Below are 16962 nucleotides of genomic sequence, written 5' to 3'. Positions count from 1 at the left end.
TTGCTTGTTCGTTGTAGCAATTAGGATGCTGCAATCAGCCCCATACTTTCCAGTTTCAGGAGAACCTGATGGGCGCAGTTGTCGACCTCGACATTTTCGGTCTCGACGCTCAGTTCTGGGTCTGCAGGAACGTCATACGGGTCCGAGATGCCGGTGAACTCTTTGATCTTGCCTTCGCGGGCCAGCTTGTACAGTCCCTTGCGGTCGCGGCGTTCGCATTCCTCAATGGTGGTGGCCACGTGAACTTCGCAGAAGGCACCGAATTGTTCGATCTCTTCCCGGACTGCTCGGCGGGTCGTGGCATAGGGCGCGATCGGCGCGCAGATTGCGATGCCGCCGTTCTTGGTGATCTCGCTGGCCACATAGCCGATGCGACGGATGTTCAGGTCGCGGTGTTCCTTCGAAAAGCCCAGTTCGGACGACAGGTTTTTCCGAACGATGTCACCATCCAGCAAAGTAACCGGGCGGCCGCCCATCTCCATCAGTTTGACCATAAGCGCGTTGGCGATGGTGGATTTGCCCGAGCCCGAAAAGCCGGTGAAGAACACAGTAAAGCCCTGCTGGCTGCGCGGTGGGCGGGTCTTGCGCAATTCGGCGACAACCTCGGGAAAGCTGAACCATTCCGGGATCTCCAGACCTTCGGCCAGACGACGGCGTAACTCGGTGCCCGATATATTCAGGATAGTGACATTGTCCTTATCCAAAATCTCATCGTTCGGCTCGTATTGCGCGCGTTCCTGCACAAAAACCATGTGCTTGAAGTCGACCATTTCGACGCCGATCTCATCCTGGTACTTGCGGAACAGATCCTGCGCATCGTAGGGGCCATAGAAATCTTCGCCCTGACTGTTCTTGCCCGGGCCCGCATGGTCGCGACCCACGATGAAATGCGTGCAGCCGTGGTTTGCACGGATTAGCCCGTGCCAGACAGCTTCGCGCGGGCCAGCCATGCGCATTGCCAGGTTCAACAACGACATCGATGTGGTCGAGGCCGGGTATTTGTCCAGCACTGCCTCATAGCAGCGCACGCGGGTGAAGTGATCGACGTCGCCAGGTTTGGTCATGCCCACGACCGGATGGATCAGCAGGTTGGCCTGCGCCTCTTTCGCGGCGCGAAAGGTCAGTTCCTGGTGCGCGCGGTGCAGAGGGTTGCGGGTCTGGAACGCCACGATACGCCGCCAGCCGACTTTGCGGAAATAGGCGCGCAACTCGTTCGGAGTGTCGCGGCGCGCGCGAAAGTCATAGTGGACGGGCTGCTGAATGCCGACCACGGGTCCGCCCAGATACACTTTACCCGCCACGTTGTGCAGGTAATTCACCGCCGGGTGCGCCTCGTCATCGGCACCAAAGACTTTCTCGGCCTCGCGGGCTTTGTCCGGTGTCCAACGGTCGGTGACGGTCATGGTGCCGAGAATGACGCCTTCCTGATCGCGCAGCGCGATGTCCTGGCCCAATTCGACTTTGTCGGCAAACGCCTCGTCTACGTCCAGAGTAATGGGCATCGGCCAAAGGGTACCATCGGCCAGCCGCATGTTCTCAACGACATTGTCGTAGTCCGCCTGGCTCAGGAAGCCTTTGAGAGGGTTGAACCCGCCGTTCATCAGCAATTCCAGGTCGCAGATTTGGCGCGGGCTCAGGTCCCAGCTGGTCAGATCGGCGGCTTCCACCTTCAGTTTCTGTGCTGAATCGTAGGACACGAACAATTCGGGGATTGGGGCCAGGTTACTTAACATCGTCATGGGAATACTCTTGTAAAAGTGCTGCTTTGCCGTTGATTACGGGGCGTTTGCCCCGGCTTTTGGGTGAAGTCCATATACCTTGGTGAAACAAAGGACGATATGCGCGGTTTTTCCACGCAATGGAAGGAAATTCCGGTTTGCGTGGCAATCTGCGAAGCTGGTTCCCGATGTGGGCAACAATTCCACCCAATTCAGGGCGAGTGTTCTTATGCAGTGACATTGGCGTTCAGATCCGCGGCTTTGGGGACGGGCAGGGCGGGAATCGGTCGCGTCACGCCACGCAGCTCGAATGGGCGAACCTGCCGCATATCGCCGTCATATCCTGACGCCAGCAACAACTCTTCCGAGACCAGAAGTTCGCAGCCCAGGGATTTGGTTTCGGCTTCTAACCGGCTGGCCACATTTACGGTGTCGCCGATGATTGTACGGGCGGCGTGGCCTGCGGCACCGATTTCACCCAGAACAAGGTCCCCTAGATGCAGGCCCATTCCGATGCGGATCCGGGGGCTGCCCTCGGATTCCAGCTGCTGGTTGAAACGCTGCAAGGCAAGGCTGATATCAATGGCCGCTTTCATCCCGGCCCGAGCAGAGCTTTGGGCGTCGTTGGTTTCGAACACGGCCAACAGGCCGTCGCCCATGTATTTGTCGACCACTCCGCCCTCGGCCGTGATCGCGGGGACGATGGCGTCGAAAAAGCGGTTTAGCAGGAAAACGATGTCATAGGGCAGTTGGCCAGCGGTGCGCGAGGTAAAGCCGCGCATGTCCAGAAACAGGACCGCCAATTGCCGTTCCTGACCCTGGCTTGCATGTGCCCGGTGTCGGGCGCCATCTGGACGGAACATGCGAAACGCTGTGATCGGAGCCATCGGTCGGATTTGACATGCCAGCCGGGCACCCGCCGGGGCGCTGACCGCAGCTAGGCTTCGGGCTTCGACCTCACCAGGTTCGGGCAGTTGATCCCCGCCCGCCTCGACAATCACGCGGCAGGTGGTGCAGCGCCCTTTGCCACCGCATAGCGCCGTGTGTGGAATACCGTTGGCTTGGGAAATTTCAAGTAGGGTCATCCCTTTTTCGGCAACGACCTCAGGGCCTTGAGCGTACTTGACGCGCACGGAATGTCGGCGGCGCCACAGCTTGCGGATCGCAAATACCGCCAGGGATGCGCCAAGGGCCACCCAGAACGCCATGAGCGCATTGTCTTTTACGCTGAACAGGTGCTGGAAGTCTTCGGGAGAGGGCCAGTTGTAATGCTCGATATATTGTTCGCGCAAAAACGGGTCTGCAAAATCGGCCCAGATACGGCGCCCTTCCGTCAGCACTCCGGCAAGGGCAAATGTGGGAACAAACACAGCCAGGCCAATCAGATATGGCACCAGTTTGGGCCACCAGCGGGTCAGCCGCAGCCACATGTGCAGTCCGATACAGCCATGTACCCACACCACCAGCAACAACAGGCTTTGCATCCAGACCGCGTAGCTGGGCCACATCAGAACGATGATATAGCCCATTTCATCGTTCACATCGTAGACCGTGTTCGCATAGCGCGTTTGCACGATATGCGAGATCAGCTGCAATGGGATCAACAACCCCAGAACCATCTGCAACCCTGTGCTGAACGGCATGCGCAAAGTCCGGCGCTGGCTGATCGAGTACAGGGCTAACCCCGAGTGAATCAAAAGAGCAGCATAGAGTATTATGCTGCCGACATCGTGGCGTGTGATCACATGTCGGGCATCCTGCATGCCATGCAAGTAATCTGTGTGAAACAGACCAAGGCCGATATTGATGAAGTGAAAGAACGCAAAGGCGAACAGAATCAGGCCGCTGCCGATCCTCAGCCGGGTTGCCCACCCGCCTTGCCACAGAACAGTTTTCAATCAGATCACCTGCATTGGTCTCGCCTGAGGCCGAGTCTGATACGCCGCAGCTTAGCGGTCAAGCGCAGGTTGCGGATAGGGCGGTGTCCAATCCGTTGGCGGCGTATTCACACGGATCAGCGAAAGCGACGGGTCGAACAGGACGATGTGGCTGAGTTCGGGGCGCGAGCGCGAGCTGTACATCAACCCGTCCGCGCCAATGCTGCGCGCGTGGTCAGAGAACCGCCATGTGGGTGAGGTGCCCTGTTTGGCGTGAATATCCTGCCATATGACAGATGCGTCAGACTGCCCCCGTAAGTCGACCAGCTTTGCGTCTGTCACGTTTGCCTGCACCAAAACCCTTGGTGGTTCGCCTGCCGTGACATATCGCCGAATGGCGATTCCGGCGCCTTCCGCGCTGAGCGAAGCGTAAAGCGCCGATTGTCCCGCGTAATGAAAACGCCCCTCTGGCGCCCGGGCAGGGGCCAAAGGGGCGTCCAATTGCGACAGAAACAAAATTCTCCAGACTGGGCCAGAGAATTCCAGCATCTGATTAGTTCTGTTCGGCCAGGAAACGCTCAGCGTCCAGTGCGGCCATGCATCCCATTCCCGCGCTGGTGACGGCCTGACGGTAGATGTGGTCGGTCAGGTCGCCCGCCGCAAATACACCCGGCACCGAAGTTTCGGTCGAGCCAGGTTTGGTCACGACATAGCCGCCCATATGGGATTCCAGCGAGTCCTTGACCAGTTCATTGGCAGGTGCGTGTCCGATCGCGACAAAAACGCCTTTGCAGGGGATCTCGGTAATCTCGCCGGTCTTCACGTTTTTGACCCGCACACCTTCGACGCCCAGCGGGGCATCGGTGCCGGTCACTTCCTCCAACTCGTGGAACCACAGGGGTTCGATTTTTTCATGCTTCAGCAGCCGGTCCTGCAGGATCTTTTCCGCGCGCAGCTCATCACGACGGTGGATCAAAGTGACCTTGCTTGCAAAATTGGTCAGGAACAGCGCCTCTTCAACAGCGGTGTTGCCGCCGCCGATGACCACGATTTCCTGCCCGCGGTAAAAGAAGCCGTCGCAGGTCGCGCAAGCAGAAACGCCAAAGCCCTTAAATTTCTCTTCCGACGGCAACCCCAGCCATTTGGCGCGCGCGCCTGTGGCCAGAATGACAGCATCAGCCGTATAGACTGTGCCGCTGTCGCCTGTTGCGGTGAACGGGCGTTTGCTGACGTCCAGATCGGTGATTATGTCGCCAATGATCTCACAACCCATCGCCTTGGCATGGTCCTGCATACGCACCATCAGGTCGGGGCCTTGAACCTCGGTGTCTCCGGGCCAGTTTTCGACCTCGGTCGTTGTGGTCAGCTGGCCACCCGGCTCGATGCCCTGAACCAGAATCGGCTCCAGCATCGCGCGGCTTGCATAAACGCCAGCCGTGTAACCGGCCGGTCCCGATCCGATGATCAGAACCCTGGTGTGTCGTGTTTCGGCCATAGTACCCCCAACTCGATCTGCCTGATTGGGGCGCGTGGCCCCTGACGGATGGATATAGCGAGCGTCGCGCAGGGCTTAAACCCCCAACATTTTGACAGGTAGCCATGCATTTGCGGCAAGGTGCCCAAAAAAAGAACATTGAAAATATAGAATATTGCGCAGGTGCGAAAGATAATTGCGCATTGGTCGGGTGCTGATATAACAACCGAAAAATTAGGAGCATTTCATGGTCGCGATACGGCTGGATGAGATTGACCGCAAGATTTTGGCAGAATTGCAGGCAGACGGTCGCATGACCAATGTAGAGCTGGCAAAACGCGTAGGTATTTCTGCGCCGCCTTGCCTGCGGCGCGTGCGTACGCTTGAGGATTCCGGGCTTATCCGCGGCTACCATGCCGATGTGAACTCACGCGAGTTGGGGTTCGAGGTTCAGGTCTTTGCCATGGTGGGGCTGGAAAGCCAGGCCGAATCCGAACTGAACGCGTTCGAGGAACGCTGCCGCGAATGGCCGTTGGTCCGGGAATGCCACATGTTGAACGGCGAGGTGGACTTTATCCTGAAGTGCGTCGCCCCTGACCTGAGCAGTTTTCAGCAGTTCCTGACGGGCGAGCTGCTGACCACGCCCAATGTAGCCAGTGTAAAAACATCGCTGGTTATTCGCGGCGCCAAAGACGAACCCGGCGTTCCCTTCGACGTTCTGGAAGAACGAATGAACCGGACGGCGTGAACATCATTCGCTTTTGATGCGGTTTTGACGGCGGCAGAAAAGCTGCGACCGTTAATGATAGAACCCAACTAATTATCAGCTGCATAATGCCCCCACATTGCAGTTAGTTTTCGTTGTCACGCAGAAAGCGCATTTATCTCACCGTCTCCTGCGCGTGGTAGAACCAGTGGACCAAAATCGCTCAGCGATTCGATATGCGCAAACAAGTTCAAGTAGATCGATCTGAGCGATTGGCTAACCTGGCGTGCGGCATTGACTCCCGGATGGTATGATTCGAATTGCAGGCCATCGACCTTGATGACCGAATGACGTTTCAGGCAGATGTGAAACAGCTCAATCGGGGTCGGCGGCAATGTTTCGATCACGCTCATACCGTCCTGGAATTCATGGACAGGGGTCAGAATTTCGCCCCCGTCGTGTAAATGGCGCAGATGCGCAGGTGCGCCCAGCAGACGTGCTGCAGGTCCCGCGATTACGCCGGACAGCGGCTTTTGCATTCCAAATGTATCGGCCATGATCCGAGTTAGCGGGCGTGTACGCCCACGCGAATCCGCGCGCCCGGGAATCAGGGTCACCGACCCCTTCCACAACACGGTCTGCAGTGCGCCATCCTGCGTTAGAACCATGTCGCCCGGAAGCAGATCTTCGATCGCCAATGGGCCGTTTTCGGTTTCCACCAGGGATCCGCGTGTAAAGGCACAAAAGGCGTCTTCGAACATGGGCAATGCCGGGGCGATGTGGCGCGTTTGCGAAACATCTCCGTTCGGCATCAAGGTACTGACCTCATAGCGCCGCAACTGCGCCTTTGGTCTTGCGTTTGTCTTCGGAATTTCGCGCAGCATGGCCGAAGTTTCGACCGCGTATCTGGCTGCGCGCGTCAAGGAATGTGGAATTGTCATTTTTATTCCGTCCCTCCTAAAATACCGTTCAGACGGGTAAAGCCCTCCGTACAGGGCAACCTGACCGGCGTATTCTTTGTCTTTAATGAGATAGCGACCTCAGGGCGCACGCCTTTGCGGCGTCGCAACGCGATGAACTTTCGCTTTCCTTTGGTCAACACACTGACCCCCCAGACAAACTCACTAAAACACAGGCGGAAATTACCTGCGCACACACACCCCTGAACCAGGCCGCTGGAAATTTCAGCGGTTGGTCACACACCGGCCCGGAGCACCCCTCCGATGTGCGTCTTGACCCTTGGAACCGGCAGCATGGTTCCTTGGGCTTTTGATCAGCGTTGGCGTGCCAAGCGGCGCGCGACCCTGATCGAAGAACTGGAAACCCGTTTCCACGGCATTTCCGGTGCCTGTTCTCGCGTGGCCGCAACAACGGCACTGAGAAAACGAGATTTAACCTTCATGTTATTATTCCTAGTCGTACCGGGGCAGCTACCCCGGGTTCCTGTGTAGGATCAGTGTGGCGCGTCAATGCGGCACCGATAAGGCTGACTCAGGATTTAAACAGTAAAGTCGAAGGTCGGCAGATCCTCTTCTTTGGAATGCCTCGCACCGCGGGATAATCGTTTGATAAACACCTGAGTGCGGACAATAAAAGTCAAAATGTCTCGACTCAAACAGACACAACAAATGTGGCGAAAAAGCGGCGATTTCGCCACATTTTGGGCGCGCTCTACAATTTAATGGCGGAGATCAAACGGCCATAATCGGCTTCTTTCGCGTGGGTCGAGCGGCGGAAGGAATAAAATCTGTCCGGGTCTGAATAGGTGCAGTGCCGCGTCCATTCCGCCTGACCCACCCCGGCTTGCCGCAATCTGTGCAGACCAAAGGCGGGCAGGTCGAACTGCAGTCGATCCCCATTGCCATTCGCGAAGAACCTAAGGTTTTCGGGCGAATCCGCTGCGAATTCATCCAGGAAATCTGGACCGACCTCATACGCGTTTTGAGAAATCGTAGGACCAATGACAGCGACGGTGTTTTCCCGCTGCGCGCCCAATGCCTCCATCGCGTCCAGGGTTGCCTCCAATACACCGTCCAAAGCACCGCGCCACCCGGCATGCGCAGCCCCGATCACATTCGCGTCAGAATCGGCAAACAGGACCGGTTGGCAATCCGCTGTCAGAATCGTCAGCGCCAATCCCGGGGTTGCGGTGACAACCGCATCCGCTTTGGGTTTGTCGCCATTTATCGGAGCGTCCACTGTCAGAACGGTTGGGGAATGCACTTGATGCACCCCGACCAATGCGTCCGGGTTGACCTCCATCGCCGCGGCCACGCGCTGACGGTTCACTGCCACCGCTTCGGTTTGGTCAGACGAGCCATAGCCGCAGTTTAAACCCGCGAATATTCCGGAAGACGCTCCGCCCCGACGGCTGAAAAACCCGTGGCGGACAGGCGATAGGACGTCCGAGGTCAGAATTTCCAATGTCATGGTTCCAGTCCCGGTGGAGGTGCAGCATAAGAAGGGTAGAGGCCCAGTACTTTGAACAGATTTCCCATTTCCTCGGGATGCGTCAACCGGCGATGTGCAGCAATGAGCGCCTCAAGCTCAGACCCGCCGAGTGGCGCAGCCAGCGCCTGTGCGCGGGCCGTGATGCCCAGCCGTTCCAGAAACATGCCCTGAGGTGTCAGCTTTGTATGGGCGCAACCGGCGGCGCGTGCGGCAATAGCAAGGGGCTCAAAATCTACATGCGCGGTCAGATCCGCCCGACCCGGAGCTTGCAGGGGATCAACACGTTCATGTGATTGCAAAGCTTGAAACGTGTCGCCCAGCGAATGCCAGTCACCGTAATCCACGATCAGACCCGCCCCGCCATAAGTGGCGATCCGCCCAGCGATCACGGTCAGGATCGGAATTGCGGCCGCGCAAAGTTCAACCAAATCGCTATCTTGGGTGTCGGTCATGCGATCTGCCAGACCGATCTGAGCCGTGTTCGGCCCCAGCCCATACGTAAGCGATTCGCCCTGCGCACCGATTAGACGTTCGCGCCAGCCATCACCTTCACGTATGAATTGGCGGACTGGCAGGGCATCAAAAAACTCGTTCGCCACCAGAAACAGGGGGGCTTCGGGCAGGTCGATGAGCGTATCGATCCAGCGCGGGTTGTGACCGCTCAGCAATTGCGCCTGCCTGTCCCGCAGGGCAGGGGAGGCCTCGAACAAAACAATTTCTGCGGCCTCGTGAAATCCAGATATGCTGCTGGTTGCGCGCAGGATATCTGCCATCAGTGTGCCGCGACCCGGTCCCAACTCTGCTAGAATGAACCTGTCCGGCTTGCCTTGATCCATCCAGCTTTGCGCCAGAGCAAGCCCGATCAACTCTCCGAACATCTGGCTGATTTCCGGTGCAGTGATGAAATCCCCCTGCGCCCCCAGCGGATCGCGGGTGGTGTAGTATCCAAACTTAGGGTTCAGCAGGCATTCAGTCATGAAATCGGCCACGCTCATCGGGCCATTCAGCGCAATTTGCGCCAGTAGGTGATCCTTAAGGTTCATTGAGTGCGTCGCGCGCGCAGTGCAAACCAAAGGCCAAGCGCGATCATTGGCAGCGATAGCATTTGCCCCATGGTCAGGCCATAGCCGCCCACGTGCCACGCCAGCCCCAGCGGATTCCCGGCCGAGACGAACTGTGCGTCAGGCTGACGAAAGAACTCAACAATGAAACGCGAGGCGCCATAACCTGCCAGAAATACACCCATCACCAGACCGGGCTTGTGAAACGCCCCACGCCGATAGGCCATCCACAGTAGAAGTGCGCCCAGCAACAAACCTTCCAGTGCAGCTTCATAAAGCTGCGAGGGGTGTCGGGCACACATCCCGGCCACAACACCAGGGCAGTCCTGCGCGGCGCCACCTGGAAAGATCACTGCCCATGGAACGTCGCTGGGTCGCCCCCAAAGCTCGGCATTAGTGAAGTTCGCCAACCGCCCCAACAGCAGTCCGGGCGGCACAGCGTGTGCGATCAGATCGGCCAAAGACAAAACCGGGACCTGGTAACGCCGCGCATAGAGATAGGACGCAACGACGACCCCCAGCAAACCACCATGGAAGGCCATACCGCCCTGCCAGATCATCAATATCTCCAACGGGTGCGATAGGTAGTAAGCCGGTTGGTAAAACAGAACGAACCCCAGACGCCCGCCGAGAATCACGCCGAGGATGATCCAGGTGATCAGATCCTCCAACTGCTGCGGTTTCATCGGTGGAGTATCTGCAGGCCAAAGGGCCGGACGCTTCAGCGCCGCAGTACCCAATCGCCATGCGATCAGAATACCGGCGATATAGGCCAGCGCGTACCATCTAAGTGCGAACTCCATCCCGAACAGCGAGATCGAGAAAACTTCGGGCGAAAGGTCGGGGAAATTCAGAACAGCCTGCATGTGCGTCTCATTGCCCGGGGTTAGCGGGGCAAGTCAACCTTGAGCCCGGGCCATTCTTTGCCCATATAGAGACCAACCGCGATACCGGAGTAAAGCCATGCAAACCCGTAATAAGATTCTTGATGACGTTTCCCAACTGATGACCAACGCCATGGGCGTCGCGCAAGGCGCGCGGGAAGAAGCCGAGAACGCCATGAAGTCGATGATCGACCGCTGGTTAGCCGATCGTGATTTCGTCACGCGCGAAGAATTTGATGCTGTGCGCGCCATGGCCCAGAAGGCGCGCGAAGAGAACGCAGCGCTTGAGGCACGTATTGCCGCGCTTGAAGCCAAGCTGGACAAATAAGTTCCGCACACTCGAGATTTTGAAAAAAGAAAACCGCCGCGCAATCCACGCTGGGATTGTGCGGTGTTGTGTATTTTGACACCTTACCAAATTTAATCAAGACAAAGCTGGCGGTGGCGCCAATATTTTGATCGCCGTTGCCGACTGTCCACAACTTATTGATGTTATCCCCAACAAATAGGGTTGCCAGAACCCTGCCAGCGGCGCACCATATCTAGTACAGGCAGACTGGGGAAGCCCGGCTTGTAGAGCAAGCAACTAGCGCTGGGGCGCTGCCAGCCCCTAAAAGGCTAGAGATTAGTGAGGTGGCATTATGGCCCTTTCCGAACAGTTTCTCGAAGAAGACCTTCATCCAATCGACATTGTTGAACATCTTGCCGAACACCACGACTGGGATTTCGACCGGATCGGGGATGATCAGATTGCCATGGCTGTCGAAGGACAGTGGCGCACCTATTCGATCACCTTGGCCTGGTCCAACTATGACGAAACGCTCCGCATGGTGTGTTCTTTCGAAATGGAACCTCCATCCGAGCGCGAGAACGAGCTTTATGAGCTGCTCAACAAGATGAATGATCAGTGCTGGGCTGGTGCATTTACGTATTGGGCCAATCAAAAGCTGATGGTCTACCGGTACGGTTTGGTTCTGGCGGGTGGCCAGATGGCCAGCCCGGAACAGATCGACACAATGATCACCGCCGCGGTTCTGAGCGCCGAGCGCTATTACCCCGCGATCCAACTGGTCACCTGGGGCAACCGCGATCCCGAGGACGCGATGCAGGTCGCCATTGCAGAGGCCTACGGCCGCGCGTAAAGATTTGCCCCAAACCGGATATGGAGAGGGGCAATCATGGACATGTCACGCGTCGCCGAGCAGGGGCTGGTTCTTCTGGGATGCGGCAAGATGGGTTCGGCCATGCTCGCCGGTTGGTTGGAGCATGGCCTTCCTACGTCAGCCGTCTGGGTGATCGACCCGTATCCTTCGGATTGGCTGAAGGCGCAGGGCGTCAATATCAACACTCCATTACCCGAGGCCCCGGCGGTCGTATTGGTGGCCGTCAAGCCACAGATGATGGGCGAGGCACTGCCAGCGATCAAAGCGCTGGGCGGAGGCGGCAGCCTGTTTGTGTCAGTCGCAGCGGGCACATCAATCGCCACCTTTGAAGCTTTGTTGGGTGAAGGCACCCCAATTGTGCGGGCGATGCCAAATACACCGGCGGCGATCCGGCAGGGGATCACAGCATTGATCGGCAATGCAAACGCCTCAGACACCGATGTAGCCCTAACGGAAAACCTGCTGTCCGCAATTGGTGACACAGTTCGCCTTGAGGACGAGGCGCAGATGGACGCGGTGACCGGGCTGAGCGGTTCGGGGCCTGCTTATGTCTTCCACCTGATCGAAACGCTGGCAGCAGCCGGACAGGCGCAAGGCTTGCCGCCTGATCTGGCGATGAAACTGGCCAAATCGACCGTTGCCGGGGCAGGGGCTTTGGCCATGGCGGCAGAGGAAGACCCATCGCAGCTGCGTGTCAACGTGACGTCGCCCAACGGTACGACGCAAGCTGCGCTTGAAGTGCTGATGCATGAGGAAGAAGGTTTCCCCGATCTGTTGCACCGCGCCGTCAAGGCTGCAACTGACCGATCCAAGGAGCTGTCCCGTGAGTGAGATTTCATTCGATGATTTTCTGAAGGTCGACATTCGGGTCGGTAAGGTTGTCCGCGCCGAGCCTTACCCAGAGGCCCGCAAGCCCGCGATCAAGATGTGGATCGACTTTGGAGACGAAATTGGCGAGCGCCGAACCTCAGCCCAGATAACGGCGCATTACGATCCGACGACGTTGGTTGGCAAGCAGGTGATGGCCGTTGTCAATTTCCCACCGCGCCAGATCGGCAAGTTCATGTCCGAGGTTCTGGTGCTGGGCCTGCCCGACGACAAGGGCGAGATCGTTCTGATCGGTCCGGATGGCGAGGTTCCAACCGGCGGGCGGATGCACTGATGAAACTTTTGATCGCACGCCCCATGACGGCCGCCGTCGAGGCGCGCGCTCGCGCCGAGTTCGACGTCGAGATCCGCAGCAGCACGTTGCCAATGTCGCCCGACGAAATGCGGCACGCATTGGCCGAATTTGATGTGGTCGTGCCCACCCTGGGCGATCAGTTTTCGGCCACAATTTTCGCGGAAGTGCCGCAGCCGCGCTGCAAACTGCTGGCAAATTTCGGCGTAGGGTACAATCATATCGACGTCGTAGCCGCGCGGGCTGCAGGGATTCAGGTCTCAAACACCCCCGGTGCGGTTACCGATGCCACGGCAGACATCGCGATGACGTTGCTGTTGTCGACCGCGCGCCGCGCGGGCGAGGGGGAACGGCTGGTTCGTTCGGGCAAATGGCAAGGCTGGCATCCGACGCAAATGCTGGGGCATCATGTGACCGGAAAACGCGTTGGGATCGTCGGGATGGGCAGAATTGGTCAGGCCATTTCGTGGCGTTGTCATTTCGGTTTTGGGATGGACGTGGCGTACCAGTCGCGCAGCCCGAAAGAGGTGGAGTTTCCCGCAGAAAACATACCGGACCTGAAAGAACTGGCGGCTGCGGTCGATTTCCTGGTGCTCGCCGTTCCAGGCGGTGCGCAAACGCGCCACCTGATCAATGCGCCGGTGCTGGAGGCGATGAAACCTTCGGGCATCTTGATCAACATCGCGCGCGGAGAAGTTGTGGACGAATCCGCACTGGTCAACGTCCTGCAATCAGGTCAGATCGCAGGCGCGGGCCTTGATGTTTATGAGTTCGAACCCACCGTTCCGCAGGCCCTGCGCGATATGGAGAATGTGACGATACTGCCCCATCTTGGCACAGCGACCGAAGAGGTGCGCACCGATATGGGGCATATAGCGCTGGACAACGTTGCAGCTTTCGTCGCGGGGCGATCTTTGCCGAACCCGGTCTAGCGCCCGACGGCCTCGCGCCAGTGTTTGCGGCAGAGCGAAACATAGGTTTCATTGCCGCCGATCTGCACCTGCGCGCCTTCGGTAATGGCGTTGCCGTTTTCGTCCTGACGGATGACCATCGTCGCCTTTCGTCCGCATTCGCAAATAGTCCGCACTTCGCGCATCTCGTCGGCCAGCGCCAGCAGGGCAGCTGAACCGGGAAACAGGCGGCCCTGAAAGTCCACGCGCAAGCCATAGGCAAGGACAGGCACCCGCAAATCATCGACCGCCCGGGCCAATTGCCAGACTTGCTCTTCGGTCAGAAATTGCGCCTCATCGACAAAAACGCAGGTGACGTTCCCTTTTTTCAGGCGCTGTTCAATCATCGCGAACACGTCGGTTCCAGCGGCGAACGTGTCCGCATCAGCCGATATGCCGATCCGCGACGCAATCCTGCCAACACCGGCCCGGCCATCAAGGGCCGCGGTCATCAAATAGGTGTCCATCCCCCTCTCACGGTAATTGTGCGAGGCTTGCAGTAACACGGTCGATTTTCCCGCGTTCATCGTCGAATAATTAAAGTATAGTTTTGCCATGGGTCGGGTCTAAAACGCCTGCTTTGATCGGGCAAGCCATCAAGAGCTTTAATAAGCGACGTCGCCGTTATTGTTGCAGAGGTCGAGCGTAAGCCCATTGGGGATGGATTCCCCCGCCTCAACAACAGCGACGCCGTCGGCCAACATGCGGCCTAACCGTAGCAGGACAAGAATACCGACCCGCAATCACTCATTACTGGCATTAAATGCCTCCACTCACTCACAAAACCCCCGCATATCTGAGGGATAGCCAACATATGACATTTCAATTATGAATCGAGTATGGGAATTTTCTTTTCCCTTTCCCCCGCAATGGCAGATTTAGTGGGGCGTGCAGGCAGTAAAGGTAAAAACATGGCAGATATCGGGGCCTACCTGAAAAAACACACTGAAGCGCTGGTTAAAGACGTGGGAATCGAATCCGCGTGTGAGATTACAGGCAAATCCAAAGCCACGTTGGGCCGTTATTATTCTGACAATGTCGAACATACTGATCGGTTCATGCCGGTCGATGCGGTGGCGCGGCTTGAAGCAGTGGCAAACTTCCCCCACGTCACCTCGGCGCTGGCCGATCTGAAAAATATCACCCTGTCCTATGACGGGCGCAATGACGACAGCCCCCGTACTGGCGGAGTGAATTCCGACGTCATCGCGCTGAGCCAGCGGTTTGCAATGCTGATGACCGAATACCAGTCAGCAATCGAGGATGGCATCATCACGGTAAACGAAGCCAAGCGTCTTCTGAGGGAAACCAGCCAGCTGCAACAAGTTCTGCTGGATATGAAGCTGCATCTGGAAGAGGAAAGCGTAAGCTGAAGTTTCGGTGTGCGCCGCTCAGGGATTAGGACGATGTTCCTGTGAACAACCCGCAACCTTTTTAGCAGTCCTTATATTGAATTGGATTTGAACAGGTGTGTTTCGTTTCAATTGTCCTACAAGCGACAAGTGCACCACTACAGTTGCGTCACTAAATGGTTCGGTAATGGCAAAATGCCTGATGCTTGATGTTGATGGTGTCCTCGTCGACGGTCGTCCCGGCGATGGTCTGCGATGGGACACTGATTTATCGAAGGATCTGGGACTAGATCCTAATCTGCTTGCGGAAGAGTTTTTCAAAACTGAATGGACTGCCATTGTCGAGGGACGGGCTGAACTCTTACCGATACTAGAGGCTGTTCTGAAGCGTGTTGCACCGACCATCAAAGCTCCTGATTTGATAGACTATTGGTTTAGAGGGGATTCAAGTATAGTCGAAACCACTGTTGCGGATGTGCAAGAGGCGAGACGCAAAGGCATACCTGTTTATCTTGCAACCAACCAGGATCACATGAGAGCAATCTATCTCATGCAGACAATGGCGCTCGGCGATGAAGTTGACGGCATCGTGTACTCAGCAAAAGCAGGGTGCAGAAAGCCAAAACCTGAGTTCTTCGCTTTCGCAGCGCGGGAGGTCGGGCGCCAACCGGGTGAACTTTTGCTGGTCGATGATACCCTGCCGAATATTGAGGCAGCCCGATCCGCAGGATGGAAGGCTGTCCATTGGGATGGAACCGAACGCCTTTCCACGATTCTACACCGCAGTGTAAGTTAAGCGGGTATTATACCTTTTGCGTCCCAATCAAGCGTTCCTAATGTCGTCTTGCGCGCTGTGGTGCGGCGTATCCTGGATTGAGATCGGTGTGTCGCGATGCCAAGAAGTCAACTGTGCCGTTTGACGATCACCGATCCAACTGAATACCCCGCGCCGAAGGAACAGATCAGGCCGACATCTCCATCTGACAGATCATCCGAATACTTGGAAAACGCGATGATGGACCCGGCCGAGGAGGTGTTGGCATAATCTTGCAGGATGTTGGGCTGTTCGCCTACCTCGGGTTCGCGTCCCAGAACCTTCTTGCCGATGAAGTCATTCATGGTCTTGTTGGCCTGATGCAGCCACAGGCGTTTCAGGTCATCGCTGTTCACGCCTTCCGCGTCCATGTGATCCGAGATGTGCTTGCTGACCATTGGCAGCACTTCTTTGAAGACTTTGCGTCCGTTCTGCATGAACTGCATGTCACGGCGGTCGACCACCCCGTCAGGGCGTGAACGACGCAGGAAGCCGTTGTTGTTGCGGATATTGTTCGAGAATTCGGTCGCGCAGCGTGTTGACAGAATTTCGAAATTCGGACCCTTCGCGTCTTCGACCCGCTCGATCAAAGTGGCGGTGGCCACGTCGCCAAAGATGAAATGACAATCGCGGTCGCGCCATTCCAGATGCCCTGAACAAATCTCGGGGTTTACCACCAATGCGGCGCGGACCGAGCCGGAGCGGACCATGTCCGCGGCGGCCTGAATCCCGAAAGTGGCCGAAGAACAGGCGACATTCATATCAAACCCGAACCCGCTGATCCCAAGCGCTTGCTGGATTTCGATCGCGACGGCGGGATAGGCGCGTTCGTGGTTAGACGCGGCACAGATCACCAGATCAACGTCCTCAGCGCTGCGCCCGGCCTGTTCCAGCGCCTTTTTACACGCATCCACGGCCATCTCGGTCATGATGCCCGGTTCGTCATCGCTACGTTGACGCAACAAAGGATGCATCACGTCAGGGTCCAGAACACCGTCCTTGTCCATCACGTAGCGTTTCTCGATACCCGAGGCCTTGAAGATGAACTCTTCCGACGAATGCTGCATCGGCTCAATCTCACCCGCCGCGATTGCGTCTGCGTTTTGGGCGTTCATCTTGTCGGCATAGGCGTTGAAGGCCGTGACAAGTTCGGCGTTGGTGATGACGTTTTCGGGGGTGAAAACACCTGAGCCGGTGATCGCGGGCGTGTACATGATAAGACCTGAATGTTTCGGATTCGCCCAAAATGCAGGCATACAAGGGTTAGATCAAGAGACGTTGACCCAAGGGAATGTCAAAGTTTCGGCTGAAATCCGCTTCGCTTCTTGAATA

19 protein-coding genes are annotated in these 16962 nt (G+C 57.2%); 8 read left to right on the top strand and 11 right to left on the bottom strand.

Annotated elements, in window-relative coordinates; genetic code table 11:
• Window positions 1-20: 20 nt before the first annotated feature.
• The 4 genes from AC2FFH_RS02310 to trxB form a co-directional block, all read right to left on the bottom strand.
• The gene (locus AC2FFH_RS02310) at window positions 21-1739 is read right to left on the bottom strand and encodes a bifunctional sulfate adenylyltransferase/adenylylsulfate kinase (RefSeq protein WP_496724013.1); all 1719 of its coding nucleotides are present in this window, start codon (window positions 1737-1739) and stop codon (window positions 21-23) included.
• Between the two features lie 206 nt (window positions 1740-1945).
• Window positions 1946-3616 (bottom strand): adenylate/guanylate cyclase domain-containing protein, encoded by a 1671-nt coding sequence (locus tag AC2FFH_RS02305; RefSeq protein WP_496843639.1) that lies wholly within the window; start codon window positions 3614-3616, stop codon window positions 1946-1948.
• Between the two features lie 51 nt (window positions 3617-3667).
• Window positions 3668-4144: an RES family NAD+ phosphorylase gene (locus AC2FFH_RS02300; RefSeq protein ID WP_496843638.1), complete on the bottom strand. Its 477-nt coding sequence runs from the start codon at window positions 4142-4144 to the stop codon at window positions 3668-3670.
• A gap of 4 nt (window positions 4145-4148) precedes the next feature.
• Window positions 4149-5090 (bottom strand): thioredoxin-disulfide reductase, encoded by a 942-nt coding sequence (trxB, locus tag AC2FFH_RS02295; RefSeq protein ID WP_496843637.1) that lies wholly within the window; start codon window positions 5088-5090, stop codon window positions 4149-4151.
• Window positions 5091-5316: 226 nt separating this feature from the next.
• On the opposite strand from trxB, the gene AC2FFH_RS02290 reads away from it, so the two are divergent.
• The gene (locus tag AC2FFH_RS02290) at window positions 5317-5817 is read left to right on the top strand and encodes an Lrp/AsnC family transcriptional regulator (RefSeq protein ID WP_108859290.1); all 501 of its coding nucleotides are present in this window, start codon (window positions 5317-5319) and stop codon (window positions 5815-5817) included.
• A gap of 116 nt (window positions 5818-5933) precedes the next feature.
• Here the strand turns inward: AC2FFH_RS02290 and AC2FFH_RS02285 are convergent, their stop codons facing one another.
• The 5 genes from AC2FFH_RS02285 to lgt all read right to left on the bottom strand — a co-directional run bounded on the left by AC2FFH_RS02285 (window position 5934) and on the right by lgt (window position 10153).
• Window positions 5934-6716: a Hint domain-containing protein gene (locus AC2FFH_RS02285; RefSeq protein ID WP_496843636.1), complete on the bottom strand. Its 783-nt coding sequence runs from the start codon at window positions 6714-6716 to the stop codon at window positions 5934-5936.
• Window positions 6717-7048: 332 nt separating this feature from the next.
• Window positions 7049-7177 (bottom strand): hypothetical protein, encoded by a 129-nt coding sequence (locus AC2FFH_RS02280; RefSeq protein ID WP_496738197.1) that lies wholly within the window; start codon window positions 7175-7177, stop codon window positions 7049-7051.
• Window positions 7178-7446: 269 nt separating this feature from the next.
• Window positions 7447-8205, bottom strand: a complete 759-nt coding sequence (gene pgeF, locus AC2FFH_RS02275; protein WP_496724024.1) for a peptidoglycan editing factor PgeF — start codon at window positions 8203-8205, stop codon at window positions 7447-7449.
• Window positions 8202-9269 (bottom strand): class I SAM-dependent methyltransferase, encoded by a 1068-nt coding sequence (locus tag AC2FFH_RS02270; RefSeq protein WP_496769072.1) that lies wholly within the window; start codon window positions 9267-9269, stop codon window positions 8202-8204. The genes pgeF and AC2FFH_RS02270 overlap by 4 nt, the downstream gene beginning before the upstream one ends.
• The gene (gene lgt, locus AC2FFH_RS02265; protein ID WP_496769069.1) at window positions 9266-10153 is read right to left on the bottom strand and encodes a prolipoprotein diacylglyceryl transferase; all 888 of its coding nucleotides are present in this window, start codon (window positions 10151-10153) and stop codon (window positions 9266-9268) included. The genes AC2FFH_RS02270 and lgt overlap by 4 nt, the downstream gene beginning before the upstream one ends.
• Window positions 10154-10250: 97 nt before the next feature.
• On the opposite strand from lgt, the gene AC2FFH_RS02260 reads away from it, so the two are divergent.
• The 5 genes from AC2FFH_RS02260 (at window position 10251) to AC2FFH_RS02240 (ending at window position 13446) form a co-directional block, all read left to right on the top strand.
• Window positions 10251-10499, top strand: coding sequence for an accessory factor UbiK family protein (locus AC2FFH_RS02260; protein ID WP_050604795.1), 249 nt, complete (start codon window positions 10251-10253; stop codon window positions 10497-10499).
• 313 nt (window positions 10500-10812) lie between these two features.
• Entirely contained in the window at window positions 10813-11313 is a 501-nt protein-coding gene (locus tag AC2FFH_RS02255) for a type III secretion system chaperone family protein (RefSeq protein WP_496724030.1), read from the top strand.
• Window positions 11314-11349: 36 nt separating this feature from the next.
• Complete coding sequence (gene proC / locus AC2FFH_RS02250) at window positions 11350-12165, top strand: pyrroline-5-carboxylate reductase (protein ID WP_496769067.1); 816 nt, start codon at window positions 11350-11352, stop codon at window positions 12163-12165.
• Window positions 12158-12496, top strand: coding sequence for a tRNA-binding protein (locus AC2FFH_RS02245; RefSeq protein WP_058275547.1), 339 nt, complete (start codon window positions 12158-12160; stop codon window positions 12494-12496). The genes proC and AC2FFH_RS02245 overlap by 8 nt, the downstream gene beginning before the upstream one ends.
• Window positions 12496-13446: a 2-hydroxyacid dehydrogenase gene (locus AC2FFH_RS02240; protein WP_496843635.1), complete on the top strand. Its 951-nt coding sequence runs from the start codon at window positions 12496-12498 to the stop codon at window positions 13444-13446. The genes AC2FFH_RS02245 and AC2FFH_RS02240 overlap by 1 nt, the downstream gene beginning before the upstream one ends.
• Here the strand turns inward: AC2FFH_RS02240 and AC2FFH_RS02235 are convergent.
• A complete protein-coding gene (locus AC2FFH_RS02235) occupies window positions 13443-14021 on the bottom strand; it encodes a thymidine kinase (RefSeq protein ID WP_496769063.1) in 579 nt (192 codons plus the stop codon). The two genes, AC2FFH_RS02240 and AC2FFH_RS02235, sit on opposite strands and share 4 nt — an antisense overlap.
• A 354-nt stretch (window positions 14022-14375) precedes the next feature.
• Here AC2FFH_RS02235 and AC2FFH_RS02230 point away from each other — a divergent pair, with 354 nt between their 5' ends.
• Window positions 14376-14837 (top strand): hypothetical protein, encoded by a 462-nt coding sequence (locus AC2FFH_RS02230; RefSeq protein ID WP_058275729.1) that lies wholly within the window; start codon window positions 14376-14378, stop codon window positions 14835-14837.
• A 181-nt stretch (window positions 14838-15018) separates the two neighbouring features.
• Window positions 15019-15612, top strand: coding sequence for an HAD-IA family hydrolase (locus AC2FFH_RS02225; protein WP_496755234.1), 594 nt, complete (start codon window positions 15019-15021; stop codon window positions 15610-15612).
• A gap of 107 nt (window positions 15613-15719) precedes the next feature.
• On the opposite strand, the gene AC2FFH_RS02220 is transcribed toward AC2FFH_RS02225, so the two are convergent.
• The gene (locus tag AC2FFH_RS02220; RefSeq protein ID WP_496843634.1) at window positions 15720-16844 is read right to left on the bottom strand and encodes a beta-ketoacyl-ACP synthase III; all 1125 of its coding nucleotides are present in this window, start codon (window positions 16842-16844) and stop codon (window positions 15720-15722) included.
• Window positions 16845-16962: the final 118 nt, after the last annotated feature.

This window comes from Ruegeria sp. YTSC003, from assembly GCF_059609785.1.
Note: the sequence above shows the minus strand (reverse complement) of the source record. Positions and strands in the feature narration are given on the sequence as shown.

Excerpts from the sequence above, each read along its gene's own strand:
- AC2FFH_RS02310 (WP_496724013.1), bottom strand. The coding sequence starts at position 1,739 with ATGACGATGTTAAGTAACCTGGCCCCAATCCCCGAATTGTTCGTGTCC.
- AC2FFH_RS02300 (WP_496843638.1), bottom strand. The coding sequence starts at position 4,144 with ATGCTGGAATTCTCTGGCCCAGTCTGGAGAATTTTGTTTCTGTCGCAA.
- trxB (WP_496843637.1), bottom strand. The coding sequence starts at position 5,090 with ATGGCCGAAACACGACACACCAGGGTTCTGATCATCGGATCGGGACCG.
- AC2FFH_RS02290 (WP_108859290.1), top strand. The coding sequence starts at position 5,317 with ATGGTCGCGATACGGCTGGATGAGATTGACCGCAAGATTTTGGCAGAA.
- AC2FFH_RS02285 (WP_496843636.1), bottom strand. The coding sequence starts at position 6,716 with ATGACAATTCCACATTCCTTGACGCGCGCAGCCAGATACGCGGTCGAA.
- AC2FFH_RS02280 (WP_496738197.1), bottom strand. The coding sequence starts at position 7,177 with ATGAAGGTTAAATCTCGTTTTCTCAGTGCCGTTGTTGCGGCCACGCGA.
- pgeF (WP_496724024.1), bottom strand. The coding sequence starts at position 8,205 with ATGACATTGGAAATTCTGACCTCGGACGTCCTATCGCCTGTCCGCCAC.
- AC2FFH_RS02270 (WP_496769072.1), bottom strand. The coding sequence starts at position 9,269 with ATGAACCTTAAGGATCACCTACTGGCGCAAATTGCGCTGAATGGCCCG.
- lgt (WP_496769069.1), bottom strand. The coding sequence starts at position 10,153 with ATGCAGGCTGTTCTGAATTTCCCCGACCTTTCGCCCGAAGTTTTCTCG.
- AC2FFH_RS02260 (WP_050604795.1), top strand. The coding sequence starts at position 10,251 with ATGCAAACCCGTAATAAGATTCTTGATGACGTTTCCCAACTGATGACC.
- AC2FFH_RS02255 (WP_496724030.1), top strand. The coding sequence starts at position 10,813 with ATGGCCCTTTCCGAACAGTTTCTCGAAGAAGACCTTCATCCAATCGAC.
- proC (WP_496769067.1), top strand. The coding sequence starts at position 11,350 with ATGGACATGTCACGCGTCGCCGAGCAGGGGCTGGTTCTTCTGGGATGC.
- AC2FFH_RS02240 (WP_496843635.1), top strand. The coding sequence starts at position 12,496 with ATGAAACTTTTGATCGCACGCCCCATGACGGCCGCCGTCGAGGCGCGC.
- AC2FFH_RS02235 (WP_496769063.1), bottom strand. The coding sequence starts at position 14,021 with ATGGCAAAACTATACTTTAATTATTCGACGATGAACGCGGGAAAATCG.
- AC2FFH_RS02230 (WP_058275729.1), top strand. The coding sequence starts at position 14,376 with ATGGCAGATATCGGGGCCTACCTGAAAAAACACACTGAAGCGCTGGTT.
- AC2FFH_RS02225 (WP_496755234.1), top strand. The coding sequence starts at position 15,019 with ATGCTTGATGTTGATGGTGTCCTCGTCGACGGTCGTCCCGGCGATGGT.
- AC2FFH_RS02220 (WP_496843634.1), bottom strand. The coding sequence starts at position 16,844 with ATGTACACGCCCGCGATCACCGGCTCAGGTGTTTTCACCCCCGAAAAC.